The organism is Chitinophaga sp. YIM B06452 (genome assembly GCF_039655965.1).
GTDB lineage: Bacteria > Bacteroidota > Bacteroidia > Chitinophagales > Chitinophagaceae > Chitinophaga.
The window spans coordinates 53,378-73,393 of sequence record NZ_JAWLKY010000005.1; the positions used below are offsets into that span (position 1 = coordinate 53,378).

At 53.4% G+C, this 20,016-nt stretch carries 16 protein-coding genes; 8 read left to right on the forward strand and 8 right to left on the reverse strand.

All coding sequences use genetic code 11. From position 1 onward, the window contains the following. The first annotated feature begins 72 nt into the window (after positions 1-72). The 5 genes from R3I13_RS21940 to R3I13_RS21960 are packed head-to-tail and all read left to right on the forward strand — an operon-like array spanning position 73 to position 4,286. Complete coding sequence (locus tag R3I13_RS21940; RefSeq protein ID WP_346320121.1) at positions 73-681, forward strand: START domain-containing protein; 609 nt, start codon at positions 73-75, stop codon at positions 679-681. Then, the gene (locus tag R3I13_RS21945) at positions 678-1,466 is read left to right on the forward strand and encodes an SDR family NAD(P)-dependent oxidoreductase (protein ID WP_346320122.1); all 789 of its coding nucleotides are present in this window, start codon (positions 678-680) and stop codon (positions 1,464-1,466) included. The genes R3I13_RS21940 and R3I13_RS21945 overlap by 4 nt, the downstream gene beginning before the upstream one ends. Continuing rightward, on the forward strand, positions 1,463-2,449 hold the full coding sequence (locus R3I13_RS21950) for an NAD-dependent epimerase/dehydratase family protein (RefSeq protein WP_346320123.1): 987 nt from the start codon (positions 1,463-1,465) through the stop codon (positions 2,447-2,449). Before R3I13_RS21945 ends, R3I13_RS21950 begins: the two co-directional genes overlap by 4 nt. Beyond that, positions 2,449-3,531: a histidine kinase gene (locus tag R3I13_RS21955; RefSeq protein WP_346320124.1), complete on the forward strand. Its 1,083-nt coding sequence runs from the start codon at positions 2,449-2,451 to the stop codon at positions 3,529-3,531. Before R3I13_RS21950 ends, R3I13_RS21955 begins: the two co-directional genes overlap by 1 nt. Next, positions 3,528-4,286 carry a LytTR family DNA-binding domain-containing protein gene (locus R3I13_RS21960; RefSeq protein ID WP_346320125.1) on the forward strand — a complete coding sequence of 253 codons (759 nt, stop codon included), beginning with the start codon at positions 3,528-3,530 and terminating at the stop codon, positions 4,284-4,286. The genes R3I13_RS21955 and R3I13_RS21960 overlap by 4 nt, the downstream gene beginning before the upstream one ends. Before the next feature lie 3 nt (positions 4,287-4,289). On the opposite strand, the gene R3I13_RS21965 is transcribed toward R3I13_RS21960, so the two are convergent. Both R3I13_RS21965 and R3I13_RS21970 read right to left on the reverse strand, forming a co-directional pair. Beyond that, a complete protein-coding gene (locus R3I13_RS21965; protein ID WP_346320126.1) occupies positions 4,290-5,018 on the reverse strand; it encodes a LytTR family DNA-binding domain-containing protein in 729 nt (242 codons plus the stop codon). Next, on the reverse strand, positions 5,015-6,073 hold the full coding sequence (locus tag R3I13_RS21970; RefSeq protein WP_346320127.1) for a histidine kinase: 1,059 nt from the start codon (positions 6,071-6,073) through the stop codon (positions 5,015-5,017). Before R3I13_RS21970 ends, R3I13_RS21965 begins: the two co-directional genes overlap by 4 nt. A gap of 199 nt (positions 6,074-6,272) precedes the next feature. On the opposite strand from R3I13_RS21970, the gene R3I13_RS21975 reads away from it, so the two are divergent. Then, positions 6,273-8,423 carry an outer membrane beta-barrel protein gene (locus tag R3I13_RS21975; protein WP_346320128.1) on the forward strand — a complete coding sequence of 717 codons (2,151 nt, stop codon included), beginning with the start codon at positions 6,273-6,275 and terminating at the stop codon, positions 8,421-8,423. Positions 8,424-8,620: 197 nt separating this feature from the next. Here R3I13_RS21975 and R3I13_RS21980 read toward each other — a convergent pair whose 3' ends face one another. The 5 genes from R3I13_RS21980 to R3I13_RS22000 form a co-directional block, all read right to left on the reverse strand. Next, positions 8,621-10,615: an FAD-dependent oxidoreductase gene (locus tag R3I13_RS21980; RefSeq protein ID WP_346320129.1), complete on the reverse strand. Its 1,995-nt coding sequence runs from the start codon at positions 10,613-10,615 to the stop codon at positions 8,621-8,623. 11 nt (positions 10,616-10,626) lie between these two features. Then, positions 10,627-12,075, reverse strand: coding sequence for a RagB/SusD family nutrient uptake outer membrane protein (locus tag R3I13_RS21985; protein ID WP_346320130.1), 1,449 nt, complete (start codon positions 12,073-12,075; stop codon positions 10,627-10,629). 30 nt (positions 12,076-12,105) lie between these two features. Further along, positions 12,106-15,366, reverse strand: a complete 3,261-nt coding sequence (locus tag R3I13_RS21990) for a TonB-dependent receptor (RefSeq protein ID WP_346320131.1) — start codon at positions 15,364-15,366, stop codon at positions 12,106-12,108. 269 nt (positions 15,367-15,635) lie between these two features. Beyond that, complete coding sequence (locus tag R3I13_RS21995) at positions 15,636-16,796, reverse strand: FecR domain-containing protein (protein ID WP_346320132.1); 1,161 nt, start codon at positions 16,794-16,796, stop codon at positions 15,636-15,638. A gap of 93 nt (positions 16,797-16,889) precedes the next feature. Then, a complete protein-coding gene (locus tag R3I13_RS22000) occupies positions 16,890-17,489 on the reverse strand; it encodes a sigma-70 family RNA polymerase sigma factor (protein ID WP_346320133.1) in 600 nt (199 codons plus the stop codon). 125 nt (positions 17,490-17,614) lie between these two features. On the opposite strand from R3I13_RS22000, the gene R3I13_RS22005 reads away from it, so the two are divergent. Both R3I13_RS22005 and R3I13_RS22010 read left to right on the forward strand, forming a co-directional pair. Next, positions 17,615-18,706 carry a DUF695 domain-containing protein gene (locus tag R3I13_RS22005; protein ID WP_346320134.1) on the forward strand — a complete coding sequence of 364 codons (1,092 nt, stop codon included), beginning with the start codon at positions 17,615-17,617 and terminating at the stop codon, positions 18,704-18,706. Between the two features lie 125 nt (positions 18,707-18,831). Next, on the forward strand, positions 18,832-19,242 hold the full coding sequence (locus R3I13_RS22010) for a DoxX family protein (protein ID WP_346320135.1): 411 nt from the start codon (positions 18,832-18,834) through the stop codon (positions 19,240-19,242). 80 nt (positions 19,243-19,322) lie between these two features. Here R3I13_RS22010 and R3I13_RS22015 read toward each other — a convergent pair whose 3' ends face one another. Beyond that, on the reverse strand, positions 19,323-19,886 hold the full coding sequence (locus tag R3I13_RS22015; protein WP_346320136.1) for a hypothetical protein: 564 nt from the start codon (positions 19,884-19,886) through the stop codon (positions 19,323-19,325). Between the last annotated feature and the right edge of the window lie 130 nt (positions 19,887-20,016).

Sequence of the window (20,016 nt, forward strand, 5' to 3'; positions counted from 1 at the left end):
ACTCTACAATTCGGCGGAAAATCTATGGCGGCGCGCATGCTTCGGCTCAAATTTGCCTTTAAATGCCAAAGCATGAAACGTATCATAACCATATTAATCATGAGTGCGGTCTTTATCCAGCCACTGCTTGCCAGCGCGCCTGCGGAAGAGTTCAGGCTGGTGAAACAATCAGGGAACATATTCCTCTACGAACGCTGGATCGCCGCCGGCAACGATGAAAAGGTCAGGGAGATCAAAGCCGTATTCCTCGTAAGGGCCAGCAGGACCAGTCTTATCAGCCTGCTGAAAGACCCCGCCAAAGGCCGCGAATGGAACGTGAACGCCAAAGAATACCGCGTGCTGCCGCTTCCTGAGGCCAACTGCTGGATCAGCTACATACAGTACGACATTCCCTGGCCTTTCGACAACCAGGACTGCTGCCTTGCATTCCAGTGCACAGACAGCGAGGTGAGCTTTCAAAGCGCGCAGCACAGCGCCTTCCCCGAAAAGTCAGGTATTATGCGCCTTTCCGGCACCCGGGGAAAATGGTTGCTGGAAAACATGCATTCAGGGAATGTGAAGGTCACCTATCTCATTACGACAGACCGGAGCCGGAAGATCCCCCGCTGGGTTTCTGACCCGATCGTGCACAACAATCTCATCAAAACCATGTCCAAGTTCAAAACATTAGCCGAACAATGAAATACACGCTCATTACCGGCGCCAGTTCAGGATTGGGCCGGGAGTTCGCCATACAATGCGCCCGCATGGGCATGCACATCATCCTCATTGCACTGCCCGGCGGCAACACCGCTTCGCTGGCGGAGCAGCTGATGCTCGAATACCGCGTGGACGTGCGCGTCTATGAATTCGACCTCACTGATACGGATGAGCTGCGATCGAACATGGATGATATTATTGCAAACTATCCCGTCAATTTCCTGATCAACAATGCGGGGATTGGTGGAACAGCGGCCATTACAGACGCTTCGCTCGAAAAGATAGACCAGATCATCCTGCTGAACGTGCGCAGCACCGCGCTCATTACCCGGCTGCTGATACCGCATATGCTGCAGCATGAAAAGAGCTTTATCATGAACATCTCCAGCATGGCGGCTTTCACGCCGATCGCGTACAAAACCGTGTACCCGGCTTCCAAGGCTTTTATTTCCGTATTTTCACTGGGGCTGAAAGAAGAGCTGGCCGGCACCAGCCTCTCCGTGAGCGTTGTATATCCCGGCCCGATACTCACCAATTCCGGCACTTCGCGCAGGATCATCAGCCAGGGCCTGAAAGGCAAGATGGGCCTGATCCCCACACATGAAATAGCACGGAAGGCCATCAGGATGACGCTGGCGGGATACCCTGTCATCATTCCCGGCGCTATGAACAGGATCAGCCATTTCCTGATGCAGTTGCTCCCGACAGGGGTCAAGCTGCGCCTGGTGTCCAGGGAAGTAAAAAAAGAAATCAGTTATTCGATATGACCAAAGTGCTGATCACAGGGGCCAACGGCTTCCTCGGCTCCAACCTTACCCGGGAAATGTACCGCCTGGGTTATGAAGTAAAAATACTGGTGCGGCCCACCGCCGGCCTCAAAGCGATCGCAGACATTCCCTGCGAGATATTCTTTGGCCGGCTGGACGATGCAGAGCAGGTCATGCAGGCCGTGGAAGGCTGCGACGTTGTAGTACATGCGGCCTGCATCACAGACCAGTGGGGCGTTTCCTTCGAAGAATATGAAAAGATCAATTTCACCGGCACGCGGCATATTGTACAGGCGTGCCTGCATCATAAAGTGAAAAAGCTGGTGTACGTCAGCACCGCGAACACCATCGGGCCGGGCAGTCTTGCCAATCCCGGAAGCGAACTGAACGGGTTTTCGCTCTTCAATGCCAATTCAGGTTACATCAACAGCAAATACCTCGCGCAGCAATACGTGCTGGAACAGGTGGAACATGCCGGGCTGCCTGCCGTGGTCGTGAATCCCACTTTCATGATCGGGCCGAATGACGTGAAACCCAGTTCCGGCAAGCTATTGCTCTACGGCGTCGGCAAAAGCGTTGTGTTCTACCCGCCCGGCGGGAAAAATTTCGTGCATATCCACGACGTGTGCCTTGGCATCACCAGGGCGATAGACAAAGGGAAGACCGGCGATTGTTACCTGCTGGCAGGCGAGAACCTCAGCTACCGGGAGTTTTTCCGGCTGGTAGACCAGGCGCAGCGCCGGAAAACAATATTGATAAGGATTCCTTCCTTTATACTCAAAACAGCCGGGATGGCCGGTTCTGCGCTTGCCCGGCTCACCGGCCGCTCTCCCCGGCTCAATTATACTTCGGCCTATCTTTTATGCCTGCAAAACTATTATTCAGGCCGTAAATCTGAACGGGAGCTGCAATTGCAGTACACGCCCGTGGAAACCGCGGTGAAGGATGCATTCTGCTGGTTTAGGGAAAATGCATATTTTTAATGAAGCGAACCAACGATATGGATTTCCAGAAGCACGACAAACTATTTACCAGCAAGCTTTTCCGCTATCTCACCAGGATGCTGATCCTCTTCATCCTCAGCACGATCTTCAAGTCATTCGACCATACTTTTGTTGAAGACATGCACGTGTGGAGCATGCGCGGGCACCTGTTCAGCCTGGTGTACGTCGTGTATGGCCTCGCCGCCTGGGAAGGCGCTATCCGGCTGGGCGCCTGGGTAGAGCAGCACACCGGGCCCAAAAAGATACTGATCCTCGCACTCAGCCTGCTGGCATACGGCATGTTCGTTTCCACCGGGTTCGGTTTCGTCTATTCCGCATTCGACGTGCTTTTATTCAACCGGTACGAAGCCTGGGAAAGTGCCAGCAGCTTCAGTTACGACCTCAATTTCGGGACATTCCTTTTTTACCTGCTCATCCTTACTTTTAACGGCATTATTTATTATTACAAAGGCTGGAAAGAATACCAGCTGCAAACGGAAAGGCTGATGCGGGAGAACATCCAGGCGAAATATGATGCCTTACGCAACCAGATAGACCCGCATTTTTTCTTCAATTCCCTGAGCGTGCTCACCAACCTGGTATACAAAAGCCCGGATGTGGCCGCGGATTACATCACCCAGCTGGCCAAAACCTACCGTTACATCCTGGATAAAAAATTCGAGAACCTGGTTCCCGTGCAAACCGAGCTGGACTTCCTCGATTCCTATTTGTTCCTCATCCGCATCCGCCACCAGAACAGCATCCGCTTTTCCGCGGAAATAGAGGAAAGGATCAGGACGAAAGGCCTGGTGCCGCCCGCCACCTTGCAATTGCTGGTGGAGAATGCCATCAAGCACAATCGTTTTTCTTCCAACGACCCGCTGCTGATCACGATCAAAAGTGAGGGTGACGAGCTGGTGATCACCAATAAAGTGCGGGCCAGGAGCAATCCTGAAACGCCCTCCGGCATTGGGCTGGAGAATATCCATAAAAGATACGAGCTGGCCATTGGCAGGGGCATACAGGTGTTCCCCTCCTATGACCTGTTCATTGTTAAAATACCGGTTATCCTGCAATCATGAAAGTAGTGATATTTGAAGATGAAGTGCATAACGCGGAACGGCTCATCCAGCTGATCCGGCAGTGCAACCCGGCCGTGGAAGTGCTGGCCATCATAGAATCCATTGCGCAGGGCGCAGCCTGGCTGGCGGAAGGGCATCCCGCAGACCTGATGTTTATGGATATCCAGCTGTCTGACGGCAATTGTTTTGAAATGTTCACCCACACCAAAGTGCACACGCCCGTGATATTCACCACGGCGTACGACGGCTTTGCCCTGCAGGCTTTTAAGCTGAACAGCATCGACTACCTCATGAAACCTATTGAGCAGAAAGAACTTTGCAACGCCCTGCAAAAGTTCGAACAGTTCAGGCCCGCGCCCAATTACCAGGTAGACATCACGCGCATTGCCGCGGAGTTCCTGCGCCGCGACCATACCCGTTTTATCGGCCGCATCAACAACCAGCTGATCTATGTAAAAGCGAAAGACATCGCTTACCTGCAATTTTCCAAAGGCGTCACCTGGGCCACCACTTTCAGCCAGCAGCGCATGCCGCTGGATTATTCGCTGGACCAGATCGAGAAGCTGCTGGACAAACATGATTTTTTCCGTATCAACCGCCAGTTCATCATTCACATAGACGCGATCAAAAAGATCATGGCATATTACAACAGCCGCCTCATCCTCCAGCTGGAACCCGCTGCAGGAGAGGATGTGATCATCAGCCGCGAAAGGGTGAACGATTTCAAGAGCTGGCTGGAAGGCGGAAGGGCGTAATATTTATTCCTTTACCCCCAGCGCCCGCATCACCTCCGCCCGGTACTGCCGCCCGATGGGTAGTTCAATATCTCCCACTTCAATGGCTGTGCTATTGAACGACCGGATCTTATCCACCGCGATGATGTAAGAGCGGTGAATGCGCAGGAACCTGCCTTCCGGGAGTTTTTCTTCCAGATAAGTGATGCGCTGGTAGGTGATGATCTCTTTCTCCGTGGTCTTCACTTTCACATAGTCCTTCAGGCTTTCGATGTAGAGGATGTCCTTTTCGAACACCTTCACCATCTTTTTATCGGCTTTCAGGTAAATGAAAGTGTCCGCGGAAGCGCCCGCCGCAGGGGAAATGAGCAGCGAAGGCAGGGCCGGCGCGGTTTCCTGCGCGGCGTGGTATTTATTAATGGCTACCAGGAAACGCTCAAAGGGAACGGGTTTCAGCAGGTAATCCAGCACATTCAGTTCAAAGCCTTCCAGGGCATAGTCGCGGAAAGCGGTAGTGAAGATCACTTTGGGGCGGTGTGGCAGCGTTTTCAGGAAGTCGATGCCGCTGAGCTTCGGCATTTGTATGTCCAGGAAAAGAAGGTCTACCCGGTTCTTTTGCAGGAACTTCAATGCATCTATCGCATTGTGGCAGGCGCCGGCCAGGCTGAGCGTATCCAGCTGGCTGATGTAGTTCACCAGCACTTCCACCGCCAGCGGCTCATCGTCCACTACCAGGCATTTGATCTTGTTCATCCTTCCAGGTTTATTTTAAGGTCTGCGGTATAACGGCCGGGTTCTTTCTTCAGTTCCAGCGTATGTGTGCCGGGGTACAGCAGGTCCAGGCGGCGGATCACGTTCCGCAGGCCGATGCCGTTCCGTTCCGCTTCCCCGGCGGGTTGCAGCAGGCTGTCCGTATGACTGTTCTCCACTTTTACGCTTAATATGCCGTCTTTCACCTTTACATCTATCGTTACCCAAACGGCGTTTGTCTCGTTGCTGACGCCGTGTTTGAAGGCATTCTCCACGAACGGGATGAGCAGCAAGGGCGCAATGCGCCGGCCGTTCACATCGCCGGACACGTTGAAGGAAACCTCCAGCGGCTGGCTGTAACGCAGCTTTTCCAGCTCCACATAATTGCGGATGTGCATGATCTCCTTTTCCAGCAAAATACTGTCTGAGCGGGAATCATAGAGCATATAGCTCATCAGCTCCGACAGTTTCAGCACCACTTTGGGAGCGGCCGGCGAAGATTGTAACGTCAGCGCGTAGAGGTTATTAAGCGTATTAAAAAGAAAATGCGGGTGCACCTGCGCTTTCAGGAAGTTCAGTTCCGCTTCCAGCTTTTCCCTGACGGTTTCCTGGTGGCGCTGTTCCTGCATGAACCACTGGGAGAATATTTTCACGACCAGCGTAAAAAGCAGCACGGGGCTGAGGAACCAGAGCATGCCTTTGAAGATCATGTACCAGACGAACACCTTTTCGCGGTAGGTACTATCCGGGTAAAACACCGGCTCAAACACTTTTTCCGTGACAAAGCGGTTGATCAGCGAGCCTATGAAAAGCAGCAGGACGGCCAGTGCGGAATATGCCAGGTATTTTTTCCGGAGAAAGAACCGGGGGAATAATACGTACATGTTCACATAAGCCACGAGAATAGCCGCGGGCAGCCCGCCCAGCTCTTCCAGGAAATAGAAGAACGTGCCCCGCTCCGAGTCTGCGTGTACGCCCGTGTTCACAAACAGGTAACAGATCCAGAAAAGGATATGTGTGAGCAGGCGGTTATTGGCGATATAATAATGCTTCATCATCCGTTGAATGCCGAAATTAAGGATATTCTCCCATCCCCCGGCGCTATTCGACGAACGGCATATTCCAACCCGTTTTCGGCGCAAAAGCGGCGCAAAACAGCTCCTTTCCGTTTTATGCCATACAAGACCTGCCGCCCGGCGAAAATGCTGCCAGCCGGCCCCGCAATGGCTTTCTTTTGCTGCATAAAACCGTACAACTATGCGCATCGTTTTATGTTTATTGTGCTTATCCCTCGGCGCTCACGCGCAGCAAAAGGATTCCCTGCCGGCCCCGAAAGTGCGGCAGCTGAAGGGCGTCAGCGTAACCAGCCAGAAGCAGGCGGTGGAACGGAAGCCCGGCAAAACCATCGTAAACGTGGACGCGCTGCTTTCCAACGCCGGCAGCAATGCGCTGGAAGTGCTGGAACAATCTCCCGGCGTGAAAGTGGACAATGATCTCATCAGCCTGAAAGGCAAGCAGGATGTAACAGTGTTCATAGACGGCAAACCGTCCTACCTGCAGGGAACGGAATTGGCCAACTACCTGAAATCCCTTCCCGCCGCTATCCTGGACAAGATCGAGATCATGCCCAACCCGCTGGCAGGCTTTGATGCGGCAGGCAATGGCGGCATTATTAATATCATACTGAAGAAAGGGAAGAACAGGGGCTTCAACGGCAATATCAACAGCGACAACACACATGGCCGCTACGGCCGCTACGCGCAAAGCGCCAACCTTAATTACCGCACCAGCCGGCTGAACCTGTATGGCAACCTGTACAATTACAAAGGCGCCGGGTTCTATGATTTCGTCAGTGAAAGATATTATACAGACCGTTCTGTTTCACAAACCAGCTTCAGCAAAACCGCGCACGACCAGGTACTGATCAAGCTCGGCGCTGATTACATACTGACGCCGAAAACCACGGTGGGCGGGGCGGTCACTTACAATTATTTCCACCGTAGTGAAGGCGCGCAGCCGGAAACACGGCAATCGTACAAATCCCTTTTGAACGATACGGTCATTTCAGCGGACAACCGTTCCTCGCGCAATCACCACAATACCTTCGCCAACATTTACCTGAATCACCAGCTGGATAGCGCTGGCCATGAAATATCCGCTGATCTCGATTATATCTCTTTCAACCAGAAGAACAGCTTTCATAATTACAGCATCAGCGAACCGGGCTACTACCCCGAAGAACTGTCGGGCCTGCAGCCTTTCAACATCCACATCTTCACCATCAAAACCGACTACAAGCGCCCGTTCCGCAGCGGCGCAAAGCTGGAGGCCGGCTATAAATCCTCTTTTATGGAAACGTCCAACCGCGCGGTATATGCAGGCAACCTGCCGGAATTCAATCTCGTACAGCCTTTTAATTACCGCGAGCGCATCCATGCAGGGTATGCCAGCTACCAGGGAACCTTCCGCCAAATCACTTACCAGCTGGGCCTGCGATTGGAACACACGGATACCAGGGGAAATCAGCCAGCGTCAAAAGAAGAGCAGGACAGCGTTTTTACCCGCAGCTACACCCAGCTCTTCCCCACCCTGTTCCTCACCTACAAGCCCGGGAAAACCGGCGACCACCAGCTGACCCTTGCGCTGGGCAGGCGCATTGACCGGCCCGGTTATACAGACCTCACGCCCTATGCCTCCCCCCGCGACCGATTTACCTATGACCAGGGAAATCCCTCACTGCAACCGCAATTCTCCATCAACTCTGAACTCTCCTACACCTACCGCAACACCTACACCGCGTCCATTTTCCACAACCGCCTGCGCAACGGCATAGACGAAACCATCGATGTGCGGGAAAATATTTTCTACCGCCGTCCGCAAAACATCGGCCACAGGACCATCACCGGCTTCTCGCTGGACGTTGCGCTGAAACCTGCGCCCTGGTGGACGCTCAATCCTGCTGTGGTGTACACAAGCGCCACCACCGGCACATCGCTCTACGGCCAGGATATCCGCTTCACGGCGGACAATTGGGAACTGAGCGCCATCCAGCAATTTAATTTCCTGGAGACCTGGAGCGCGGAGATCAACACCGGCTACACATCGCCGCAGGCTTATGCGCAATTCACGCAGGCCGCCACCTGGCATATACACGCGGGCATAGGCAAAAAGATCCTGCGCAACAACGGCACCATCAAGCTGAACATCAGGGATGCGGCATATACGCGGGTGGACAGGCAGGACTACAACCGGCTGAACGGCGTCACCGGCTTCAGTTCCCGCAAATGGGACACACGGAACATCACGCTCTTTTTCAGCTACCGCTTCAGCAAAGGCGATAAAAATACCCGCCCCGCCCGCGATGCAGGTACAGGAGAAGAAAGCCGCCGCCTGCAGCAATCCGAATAAAAAAAGCCGGGCGACACGTCCGCCCGGCCTGTATATTATTGAGAAAGACTCGTCATTGCGAGAAGCCGCGTGGGGCTTTGTGCAGGAGCCGCGACGAAGCACTCTCTCTTCCATAGCTTGGAGTACGCCAGTTCAACGCAGGAGATTGCTTCGTCGCCCTTCGCGCTTTGGCCCCGCTGCTCCTCGCAATGACGGGTTTATTTTTCCACGGGAATGAACAGCACCGCATCTGCCACTATCACACCATCTGCGCCGGTGTTGGAGATCTCCACGTATGCTTTATTGCCTTTTGGTAAAGTATGGCTTCCCAGTTCCACCCATTCGCCGGAAGTCTGGCCCTGCACGCGTACGGACGCTGCAGTATAAGGCACTTTCTTTTCTTTTTTACCGTCGAACACGGTGATCTGCGTGCTGGATGAAAGACCGGGAACCTTGGGCACATAAGTGTACACCTTGTATGTTCCGGCCTTCAGCACATCCGGTGTGAAACGCACGGAGCTTTGCTGGCTGCCTTTTGCAGCCTCGAAGAACGAAGGGCCGTAAGCGCCTTTTTTCTCCTGCTTCCAGTCGCCTTTTTTCTCCACATGTGCCGCATCGTCATTATCCACCAGTATTTCCGCGGTGTGGTTGCTTGCGAGCGGGCGGGCAGCCAGTTCGCGCTGCAATTTTGCAACGTCTATATCCTGCACGGAAGTTTTATTGTCGATCGCTGCAACGGCCGCGGTGGCGGAAGACTGCGCCAGCACCATGAACACCGGTTCCATGCGGATAGATCCGTAAGCGATATGCGTAGCGGAAAGGCAAACCGGCACCAGCAGGTTCTCGCAATCCTCTGCTTTCGGGATAATGGAGCGGTAGCTGATAGGATAAGGCCCGAAGCCGCCGATCTGCACGTCTCCTTCATTTTTCACCATGCCATTTTCCACGATGCGCTGGCAGTTATGGGAATCCATCGTATAGGCCGCCATGCCCACGCCGTCTTTCACCACTTCCTTCCCTTCGCAGTTGGCTTGCGTCATCACGTAAGCACCCACCATGCGGCGCGCTTCACGCACGTACATCTGGGGGCTCCAGTTGCCGAAGTCCTGGTATTCATCTTTCGGGTAACCCCATTTCAGCATCGCTTCGCGGAGGTGCTGCGGCATGCGGGGATCGTGGCCGATGAAGTAAAGCAGGCCTTTATTATACAGCTCGTGTTCTTTCGTGATCTTCTCGCGGGTGGCGTAGTCCGCTTCGGGATAGTTGTAGTTCATGCCGATCATGTCGGTAGAGAACGCGCCGTTGTTGTTGATGTCCGTTTTATGATTGGGCATGAGGTCGAACTTGAGGATACCCCAGAGGTTGCCCGGCTTTGTTTTCTCCACCACGCGCAGCAGCAGCTCGTACCGTGCGGGATCGTACCCTTCCGGCTGCGTGATGGGGATCATATTACCAGGCTCGCTGCTCAGGCATATCCTGAAATTATACGCCTGCACTTTTTTATCGCCCGAACCCTGCTCTGCCATAGGCTCAGCGCTGATGCCCCACAGCAGGCCGCTTTCGGGCTTGCCGGGTACTTTATAAGGATCAACGCCTTCGGGGAACTGGTGCTTGTTGCGCAACTGTACACCGTTGTAGGTTTCGCTGTACTGCGCGTTGGCCTCACGGCCAACCGTATACGAAACGCCGGCTTTGGCCATGAGATCGCCTTCGTAGGTACAGTCGATGAACATTTTCGCGCGGATCACGGCATGTTTGGCCGCGCCGCCGGTGGAAGATTCAAGCTGGATCCCGGTGATCCTGCCGCCGGTTTTCTGCGCGCCGGCCAGGCGGTGCTGGTACAGCACTTCCACACCCGCTTCACGGATATAGCCCTGGAAAGTACGCTCTGCCACACCGGGTTCAAATATCCATTGCTCAAACTTTCCGTAATGTTTGCCGATGCGGCGGTAGAAATCGCGGGAAATACCGGTGATGGCATATTTGTTCCCGATATCGGTATAGCCCAGGCCGCCGGAAGTAAGGCCGCCAAGGCGTTTGCCCGGCTCAATGAGTAAAACGGTCTTGTTCAGTTTCTTCGCGGTGTAGGCTGCAATCACGCCGGCGGAAGAACCGCCGTACACGCAAATGTCCACCTCCCGCACGGATTGCGCGGAAAGCCCCGCGGAAATTCCCGCCAGGCATAGTACTAATAACAATCTAAGTTTCATCATGCTTGTAAATTTTAGTAACCGGGATTCTGGTCTTTTACCGGGTCTATTGCTTTGTTGTAGTTGTATTCGATAGTGGGTATCGGCCACAACAGGTGCTTTTGCTGCACCGTTTTGCCTTTCACCGCCTGTATCACCTGCGCGGCAATGCCGAGGCGCTTCAGGTCGGGCCAGCGTTTGGCTTCGGAACAGTTTTCGTATCCCCTTTCCTTTACAACAAGATCAATGAAAGCCTGCTTGCTGCTGTAATCCGCCAGCTTGAGGTCTACCGTGGCATCAGCTGCCAGCGGGTCTTTGCCGTAAGCCCTGCGGTGCACCATGTTCAGTTTCTCCATAGCATCCGCCGTAGGCGCGCCACCAGCCTGGGCCACGCATTCGGCGTAAAACATCAGCACGTCGGCATAGCGGTACATGGGATAATCGTTGCCGCCACTCGTGGTAGTGGTCTTATCGCTGAACTTCCGGTTGAGGATCGTGGTGGCTCCAAGGCCGAAAGTTTGCGGATACCAGTTAAAAGTATAACGCAAATCGTTTTTATCCCAGTTTTTGATGAAACTATTTTGCTCTGAGTCGCTGTAAAAAGTATAAAAACCGCCGGGGGGATAATATCCCGTGCCGGGATAGTGCGCGTATTGAGGGTAAGCAAACCCTTGCCCGGAGGGCGTCCTGGAATATTTGATGTAAAAGATCTCCTCTGTAGACGACTGTACGTCGGGCCCGAATATTTTATCGAAATCTTCGGGAACGGTCACTCTCACCAGCGAGTATTTTTTGGAGTTGATCACTTCCAGCGCTTTATCCCTGGCGTCGGCGTAGCGGTTCATGTTCATCAGCACATCGGTCAGCACGGTCTTGGCTACCAGCTTGTTGGGTGTGCCGCTCAGGCGCGATGCGTCGGGCAGGTTCGTTTCGGCGTATTGGAGGTCTGCCAGGATAAAGGCATACACTTCTTCCTTCGTGTTCCGCTTCAGGTCAATGGAATCCATATTGAATTCCGTACGGATGGGTACGCCGGCCCAGTTGCGCACAAGATAAAAATACCAGAGCCCGCGCATGAAGCGCGCCTCGGCGATGTAGCGTTGTTTGTCCGCATCAGACAGTTCCTTTCCGCCAGGCGTTTTCTGGATCACGATATTGGCGTTGCGGATGGCCTGGTAAAAGGTAGCCCACATATCGCCCACGCGGGTGATGTTGGTATTATCGAGCCCGGTGTAATCGTTCAGCGGCGCATGGCTGCCGCGGCCGTACATGTATTCCGTATAGATCTCCATTTGGCACTGGTAAAGCGCGCCCAGGTTGCCGCTGCCGCGTATGGGCTGGTAGATCGCATTCAGCCCGGCTTCCACTTCGGCGGGCGTATTGTAAAATGTTTCCGCCGCGATGGACTTCGGTTTCTCTTCCAGCATTTTCGAACAGGAAGCCAGCGTAAGAGCGGTAAGTATAATGAGCAATGACTGTTTCATTCTGTAATGATTAGCGTAAAGAAAAATGGTTTAGAACCCGCAGCGGATGCCGAATGTCACTGATTTATTGGTAGGATATGTCGCATAATCGATGCCCTGGGTGATGGAATTGGCTCCGCCGAAGGCATTGATCTCGGGATCGTACCAGGAATATTTGGTAAAGGTGATCAGGTTCTGCCCGCTGGCATACACCTGCGCGCTTTTGAACCATTTCCAGCCCCAGTTGCGCGTGGGCAGGTTATAAGCCAGCTGGATGTTCTTAAAACGCAGGTAGCTGCCGTCTTCCACGAAGCGGGTGCTAATATTGCCCGCCAGGTTGCGGGTCACCTTGGGATACTTGGTGTTCGTATTTTCCGGCGTCCAGTGATTTTCATACACTTCGCGGGGCAGGTTCAGGCCCATGCCAAGATCCAGCGTAGCAGCTTTGTTCAGGTTAAAGATGTCGTTGCCCTGGCTGCCCTGGATGAATACGGTCAGCTCAAAACCTTTCCAGGTGGTGATGGAGTTGAGGCCGTAAATGAAGTCGGGATTGGGATCGCCAATGTAGGTTTTGTCTGCCGCGCTGATGGCGCCGTCTTTGGAAATATCCTCGTACATGAGGTTGCCCTGCGGCGTATAGCCGATCTCTTTATAACCGTAGAAAATGCCCAGGGGCTGGCCTTCGCGGAGCAGGTTGATGTAATCGTTCAGTGAACCGGTATAGAGCGTACGGCCAAAGATGTCCTGCCCGTTGTACAGTTTCAGCACTTTGTTGCGGTTGAAGGCGATGTTGCCTGCCAGCGTCCAGTTCACTTCCCTTTTGAGCACGTCTGCTTCCAGGTTCAGCTCCAGGCCAACGTTCTGTATCTCGCCCACGTTCTGCACGGTTGTGCGGTAACCCATGGAAGCGGGCAGCTGCACGGTATTCAGCAGGTTGGTGGTTCTTTTGTTGTAGTAATCGGCGGTAAAGCGGAGGGCATTGTCGAGGAAGGCAATGTCCACACCGGCGTCGAACATGCGGGTGGTTTCCCAGCGAAGGTCGCCGGGCAGCGTGGTGCCGGGCGCAAAGGCGGTGTACAGCGCGTCGCCGAAAATGGTATTGGTAGACGACAGCTGGTTCAGCGTCTGGTAAGGCGTTACCGCCGCGCTGCCGGAGCCGCCGTAACTGGCTCTCAGTTTCAGGTCGGAGATCAAATTGCTGTTCTTCATGAACTCTTCGCTGGAGACCCTCCAGGCAAGGGCCGCAGAGGGGAAATTACCCCATTTGTTGCCTTTAGAATAACGGGAAGACCCGTCTGTACGGAAGCTGAACGTCACCAGGTATTTATCCGCGTAGTTGTAGTTCAAACGCCCGAGGTACGACAGCAGCACCCATTTGTGGTAATTAGAGCCGGGAATGCCTGGCGTAGCCGCGCTGCCCAGGTTGCCGGTGCCGGTAACGTCGCTGAGAAAGCCAGAGCCGGAGCCGCGCAGGGTATTGAAGACGAAGTCCTGGTAGGTGAACGCGCCCATCGCGGTGAGCGTGTGCTTGCCGAACTGTTTGTTGTAAGTGATCACGTTTTCGTTGAGCAGGCTGGTAGACTGGTCGGTGTACGCTGTGGCGCTGCCAACGGAGTTGGTGGAAGGCTCAATGTTGCTGTATTGGTCCACACGGTCGTTCACATTCTCCACACCGCCGGAGATCTTAATGGTAAGGTCTTTCCAGGGCTTGATCACCAGCGCGGCATTGGCGAGGATGCGGTCGCCTTTGATATTATCTGACTGCTCGTAAAGAGGTACCAGCGGGTTGATGATCACGTTGGAGATGAACGGGTATGCCGTGTTGAGCCTGCGGTAGCCGCCATTGGCCAGGTAAGGCGTAAGGCTGGGCGGCGCCATGAGCATGGCGGAGATCAGGTCGCTGCCGCGGTTGCCAGGATCTGCATTGCTCTTCCGGCTGCTGTTGAGACGGGTGAGGATGGCGTTGTAGTTCACGCTGAACACCTTGCTGATGTCGTGCTCGATGTTCGCGCGGATGCTGTAGCGTTTGTAATCGGAATTGCGCACAATGCCGTCCTGCGAAAAGGCGGAACCACCGATAGAAAACTTCGTTTTTTCCGTGCCGCCGTTTACCGTGGCGCTGGTGGTAAACAGCGGGGCTGTATGCAGCACCAGGTCCTGCCAGTCTGTGCCGGGAGTGGCGGAAAGACTGTCTATCTGCCCTTGCGTGAAATAAGGCGCGAGCCCGTCGTTCTTGGCCTGCTCGTTGTACAGCGTGGCGTATTGCCCTGCGTTCATGAGCGCCATTTTTTTGGAGACCTTTTGCAGGGTGTAGCCTACTTCCACTTCAACGGAGGTCTGTTCTTTTTTGCGGCCGCTCTTCGTGGTGATCATCACCACGCCGTTGGCGCCGCGGGAACCGTAGATCGCGGTGGAGGAAGCATCTTTTAATATTTCGATGGAAGCAATGTCTGAGTTCTGAAGGAAAGTAGGGTTGCCGTTGAAGGGAAACCCGTCTATCACATACAGCGGTTCATTCCCGCCAAGGATGGAGTTCATCCCGCGGATGCGCACGCTGATGGCACCGCCCGGGGCGCCGTTGTTCTGCATCACGCGCACGCCCGGCGCGCGGCCGCTCAGGGCCTGCATGATGTTGGTCGACGGATACGAGGTGATGTCTTTTGATTTCACCTGCGACAATGAACCGGTGAGATCGCTTTTGCGGGCGGTGCCGTAGCCGATCACCACTATTTCGTCTGTGCTGCTTACGGAGAGCTGCAGGGTGATATTCAGGGGCTGGTCGTTCGTAACCGTTACCTCCTGCCCTTTATAACCGATGTAAGATACCACGAGCACTGCGCGACGCGGGGCTTTCAGCTTAAACACGCCGTTGCCGTCGGTAGCCGTGCCGGTGGATGTATTTTTGATCGCTACCGAAGCGCCGGGCAGCGGCTCGCCTTTGGCGTCCGTTACGCGGCCGTTGGCGTTCACTGTCGTATCCTGCGCTTTTTCATAAATGATCTTCGATACGATGCTGGTTTCTTTTTGTTTGATGACGATATTTTTCCCCACGATGGAATACGTGAGCGGCTGGTCTTTCAGGCACAGGTCCAGCGCAAGGTCCAGCGGGTAAGCTTTAAAATTGACGGTTACGCGGGCCGCCTTGTCTACCAGCGAATGATCGAAGAAGAACACATAGCCGGTCTGTTTTTCAATGTAGCGGAACACTTTTTCAAGCGGAGCGTTCCTTTCAGACAAGGTAACGCTCTGGGCGTAGCCCCGTGCGCTCACCTGCATACATGCGCACAATAAAATGATCAGGGAGAATTTCATAACTAGCAGTGTTTTGGCGATCAGCCGCCCTTTGAAATACCGCGTACAATCAGGAATAAATTGCATAATTTTGGTTTGTTAGGGTAATAAAATCCCCATCCCGGCGCTCAGCCGGGGTTGTGGAATACCGTGGAATGATTTCATCATGGTTTGCCCTTGCGAACATTGCCGGCTCCGACTGCCATCGGGCCGGTTTTTTTAGGGCTGTGCGTGCCTAATGTTTTTTCATAACTGATAAAATTTGTTTTTGCATAACGATTGTATTTGTCCTAAGGCATTACAATTATTTTCTTTCCTTCGACCCTGTAATGCACTTTACTTAGTTCGAGAATTTTCAGCACTTCCGTTACACTGCTGCTCCTTTCGATCTTGCCGCCAAACTGCCGCGGCGCGATCTCTCCTTCATACGCGATCTCCGCGTCGTACCAGCGGCCGATCTCCCGCATCACGCCCTGCAGCGACTCGTGGTTGAAGTGGAAATAACCGTTCTTCCAGGCCACTACTTCTTCCACGTCCACATCGTTTTCCAGGGTCATGCCACCGGAGGGCGTAAGCTGCACCTGCTGGCCGGGCGCGAGTTGCATGGCTTTGCCGCCATGCTGCACTTTCACGGCGCCTTCCAGCAAAGTGGTGCGGATGCCCGGTTCGTCGGCATAGGCCATTACGTTGAAATGGGTGCCCAGCACCTGCACGGCCATATCGTTCACTTTCACCCTGAAGGGCATGGAGGGATTTTTTGCTACTTCAAAATAAGCCTCGCCGCTCAGCTGCACTTCTCTTTCGCTGCCGGTGAAAGCATTCGGGAAACGCAGGGTGGATGCGGCGTTCAGCCAAACCTTGCTGCCGTCGGGCAATATGATGCGGAACTGCCCGCCGCGCGGCGTTGCCAGTGTGTTATAGCCTACGGCGCCGCCCTTCCCGGAAGGATTGTAGGCCAGCTGCCCGCTGTCCAGCTTGATCACCTGCACGTTGCCCTGCCTGGCAATGGTACCGTTGTCCGCAGTGTCGAGCGTGATCTGCCGGCCGTCTGCCAGTACCAGCACGGCTTTGTTGCCGCCGGGTATCACCTGGTTGGTATCCTGCGTATTACCGGCCTGCAACGGGGCTTTCTTCCCGCCGGGTTTATACAGCACCAGTGCTATGGCTGCAATTATTGCAGCGGCGGCGGCATATTTGAGATACCGGAGCGGCGACTTTTTAACGGGAACGGGCGCTTTTTTGGCCAGGATAGCTTTGCGCACTGCGTCGCGGCGGGCGGGGTCTGAAAGGCCGTGAAGCTGCCGGTTTTCCAGCAGGCTGGTGATGGCGGCCTGCCACTGCCCGCGCATGTCGTTATCTTCCAGGGAATGCAATACCTGTTCGGCCTCTTCCCGGCTTAAATCCTCGCTGAGGAACCTGTCCAGCAATGCATCAAAGGTTTTCTGATCCATAACGTGCAATCAATTAAAGTCCCGGCCTGGGAAGCCTGAACATTGTAAAGACGCACAACCCCGCCATAGGGAGGTGCCGGTTTCAAAAAAAAATCAGGAATGGAGCAAAAATACAGCGCAGACAAGGAAATGCGCGCCGGAAGGGTGGTTGGCCAGGGCTTTGCGGAGGCTTGCGATGGCCTGTACGATATAACTTTTGATGGTGATGCGGGAAACGCCCATGGTAACGGCAATTTCCTCATGCTGCATGCCCTCGAAGCGGCTGAGCCTGAAAGCCTTCTGCTGCTGGGGCGGCAGCAGCCTTATCGCCTGCTGGATGGTACGGTCCAGCTCCCGCAGCTCTGTGGCTGTTTCCGCGCTCTCAGCGCCGTCTTCCCGGAAACAGGAAAGGATATACTGCCGGTAGGCGTCCTGCGAGGCCAGCCTGCGGAAGCGGGAATAAATGATATTGCGGGCAGACACGAAGAGGAAACCCTCTAATTTCTGCACCCCGGCCAGCGAAGCGCGTTTCTCCCACAGCATGGTAAACACGTCCTGCGCCACGTCTTCCGCAACGGAGCCTGATTTGGTGAGTAAGAGGGCGGTGGAAAAAACAGCGTCCCAGTGGCGCTCGAAAATTACCTGGAAAGCATGCTCATCGCCGTCCGCAAGCAGGCGCAACAACTCATTTTCACTATGTGGAACATTCTGCATGAGCAATATAGACGGGATACTAATAAACTGATTTTGGCGATTTCTGCTAAACTAAAAGTAGTAAAAATTCAGAACACCGCTGCAAATCATAAAAAAAAGGTATAATTGTTACATAATCCTTTCCTATGAGTTTACTCAGCAAACTGTTCGGCATAAAGGAAAAAACAGACATTCACGACAATGCCTCTTTCTGGAAATGGTTTGCCCGGCACGACAGGGAATTTTACCGCGTGCTGGAGAAAGGAACGGAGATAGACAGCCGGTTCATGGACAAAGTGATCCCCCAACTCCACCAGCTGAACGAACAATTTTATTCCCTCGCAGGCAAATACGATGATCATACGGTTGAAATGGTGATATCCGCCGAAGGCGATATCAAATCATTTGTGTTCGTAGAAGACCTGGTGGCGGCGGCTCCCGCCCTTCCCGGCTGGAAATTCACTGCGCTGAAGCCCGGCCTTGGTTTTCCCGATATCGAGATCGGCATGAACGGTTATACTTTCAGCAGCCGCAATATCAGTTTTTACAGCAACGAGAACCCTGAATACCCCGACGAGATCGATATCACATTCGTGCATACCGATTACAACGAAGAAAACCAGAAAGAGATCGGCAACGGCATTATGATCTTCCTCGAAAACGCTCTCGGAGAGCTGGCTACAGCTACTTTGATAGACGCCATACAATTCGGCGGGCCGGAAGGTCAAACGCTGATACCGCTGGAAAAACTGGAAGATTTCCTGCGCTGGCGCGAAAAAGAATTCGTGGAGAAATACAAAGGCACCCGCAGCAATAAAGATGGCGATCTTTACTCCGTCGTGGAAGGCATGAACAACTACAATATGCCGCTGATCGCCTGCATCAATTCCGAATTGCTGGAATGGGACGCCAAACCTTCACATCCCTGGATGCTCGTGATAGAACATGAATTTGACGCCGATGATAACGGCATGCCTTCAGCCGACATGCACGAAGCGCTGGGCGATTTCGAGGACGGACTGCTGGCCGGCCTGCATGAAAAGGAAGGGCACCTTTATCTTGGCCGGAGCACAGAAGGCGGATCCCGCTTCATTTTCATCGCCTGCCGCGAATTCAGGGAAATATCCCGGCAAACAGCCGCTTACATTGAAAGATACCCCGCCAAACAGGATGTGAGCTACCGCATCTTCAAGGATAAATATTGGATGACGATGGAAAAATTCATCCCCGCTCCCTGAACAGGATGAGAACCGCTGTATCCGTTAAGTACAATACGCCCCCCTATAAAGTCGCAATTAACCCTATGAAAAGTTAAATATTCGCCTTATTTTTGATGTGTACTTAACCTACAAACCATTACAATATGAAGAACAGCATCCTTAACATTCAACCACTCAGTACTGATCTTGCAGCACTCCTTTTAAGACTTATTTTCGGCGGCCTGTTTATGTACCATGGCTGGGGCAAGCTTTCCAACTACGAAGCCATGCTCGGCATGTTCCAGGACATCATCGGCATCGGTATAAAACCTACCGTGATACTCGTAATATTCGCGGAGTTCTTCTGCGGCATTTTTGTATTGCTGGGCTTCTTCACCCGCCTTACCGTGATCCCGATCTTTATCACCATGCTGGTGGCTTTTTTCATCGCCCATGGCAAAGACCCGTTCCAGGTGAAAGAACTGGCGTTGGTTTACCTCCTGCTTTCTATCGTGATATTCCTGCTGGGCAGCGGCCGTTATTCGCTGGATGCAGCATTCCGTAAAAAGAGCTAAGATATTTGATGCCCGGACAATAAAAAAAAGAGCGGTTGAAATCAACCGCTCTTTTTTTTATGAATTGTGCGACGATGTGTTTAGAACCTTGCGCTGATACCTGCTTTGGTCCAGCTGATATCGTAACCCAGCTCGGCGAACACACTGATGTTGGGCGTAAAATAATACCTGCCGCCGGCAACCACGCCTACAAAAGGATGCACGCTGTTGTCGTCTACCAGGAAACCCGGGTTGCCGTCTGCTTTATAGTTTTCGGAACGGATACCTACCAGGGCCGCGCCGTAAACATTGTATTTTTCAGTCACCAGCTTTTCCCAGTAATAGGTACCACGCGCAGCAATGAGCAGGGTATTGAATTTGTTCTTGTAATGATTGTTGCCCACATCGTATTTATACGACATGCTGCGGAAACCCACAATGGCGCCTACACCGAGCAGGCCGGGACCGATCTCTTTCGGCCAGATGCGCTCGTAGGAAACGCTGAGAGCAGGGAAGCCGCTGTAGTTGGAATTGAAGGAGTAGGTGGAACCGAATCCGATACCGAAGTTGATCACGTTGTCGTTAACGGAAAGCTTTTGAGCGGATGCTGTTGAGCATAATAACAGGAAAAACAGCGCAACTGGATAAATGGCTCTTTGTTTCATGAAAGTTTAAATTTTTGATTTCAGGCGCCAAATTATAACATTATTTATTCCCGGGGATATGAATCCGGTTGAGTTGTCATATTTACCTGTTAAACCGTAGACGTTACTACTGGTTTTCGTGTAGCCGTGC